This window comes from Methanooceanicella nereidis (genome assembly GCF_021023085.1).
Taxonomy (GTDB): domain Archaea; phylum Halobacteriota; class Methanocellia; order Methanocellales; family Methanocellaceae; genus Methanooceanicella; species Methanooceanicella nereidis.
On record NZ_PGCK01000027.1, the window covers coordinates 1 to 1,284 of the forward strand.

General features: G+C 52.5%; 2 protein-coding genes. Both read right to left on the minus strand.

The window, feature by feature from the left end:
* Nucleotides 1–138: 138 nt before the first annotated feature.
* On the minus strand, nucleotides 139–666 hold the full coding sequence (locus CUJ83_RS15525; protein WP_230743381.1) for a hydrogenase iron-sulfur subunit: 528 nt from the start codon (nucleotides 664–666) through the stop codon (nucleotides 139–141).
* 1 nt (nucleotide 667) lies between these two features.
* A partial coding sequence (locus tag CUJ83_RS15530; protein WP_230743382.1) for a 4Fe-4S binding protein occupies nucleotides 668–1,284 on the minus strand: 617 nt, incomplete at its 5' end.

Sequence of the window (1,284 nt, forward strand, 5' to 3'; positions counted from 1 at the left end):
TCAACGATACCACAAGTCTTGATATAATAATCATCATGCTTGTGACCCTCAATAGCAACACCCTGCCAGACAGTCCTGCCTGAAATCAGGTTAGCTTCAATAGAGTTAGTCATATTCGGTCTCCTTCTTGAAGCCCTCTTACTTTTGGATCGGAGTGGCTTCTACTTTCTTTCCAGCTACCTTTGCGATCTCTGCGAGGTCTTCGTCAGAGCTTGCCTCTGCACCGTGCTCTGCGCCAGCCTGTAAGGTTACCTTCTTCTGGACAGGGCTCGGGCCGAGTTTCTTAACGGTATCGACCATGTCCCTGACGACCTGTGCCCACAGCGCACCTTCTGATGCGGAGACGAAGGTCATCTTGAGCCTTCTTCCGTCGATTCCCATATCCTCTAAGACTTTTCTGGTGAGAGCTACACGGCGTCTTGCCTTGTAGTTACCTGCTATGTAGTGACAGTCGCCGATGTGGCAGCCAGATACGAGCACTGCATCTGCGCCAAGGCTGAATGCCTCTAATATGAATGCAGGGTCGACACGTCCGGTACACATGATCCTTACTACACGGACGTTGGGCGGATACTGAGCCCTGGATACACCTGCGAGGTCTGCGCCTGCGTAGGTACACCAGTTACAAAGTATACCGAGTATTTTTGGTTCGAATTCGTCAGCCATTTTAGGCACCTCCTGCCGGAGTGAACAGAGCAGCTATCTGCGCTCTTATCTGGGTGTCTTTGAAGTGCTGCATGGATATTGCCTTTGCCGGGCATGCTCCACCGCACGTTCCGCATCCTTTACACTTTGCATCGTTGACGTAGGCCTTCCTCTTTCCTTCCTCAAGGTCTATCAGGTCGATAGCCTTGTACGGGCAGAGTCCTGCGCATACTCCGCAACCGGAGCAAAGAGCGTCATTGACTTTGCCTGCGATAGGCTCGAGCATGACCTTGCCCTGGTTGATGGGTACTGCCGCAGCTGCAGCCGCACCTGCTGCCTGTGCCACTGTGTCAGGGATATCCTTCGGACCCTGGCAGCAACCGGCAAGATATATACCGTCGGTCGATGTCGAGAACGGGTTAAGCTTCGGGTGAGCCTCTAACAGGAACAGGTCTGAGCTCTTGGATATGATGAGCTTGTTCCTGAGATCCTCGGTCGACTTCTTTGGTATGATCGCGGATGCGAGTATTACCATTTCGAGCTCTAGTTCTATGGGTACGCCGAGCAGTGTGTCTTCTGCGTGGACGATCAGGTTCTTGTTGACAGGGTTCTCCTCTATGTAGGATACTCTGCCCCTGA

Bases quoted from the DNA above. Each gene is read 5' to 3' on its own strand.
- CUJ83_RS15525 (WP_230743381.1), bottom strand. From the start codon at position 666: ATGGCTGACGAATTCGAACCAAAAATACTCGGTATACTTTGTAACTGG.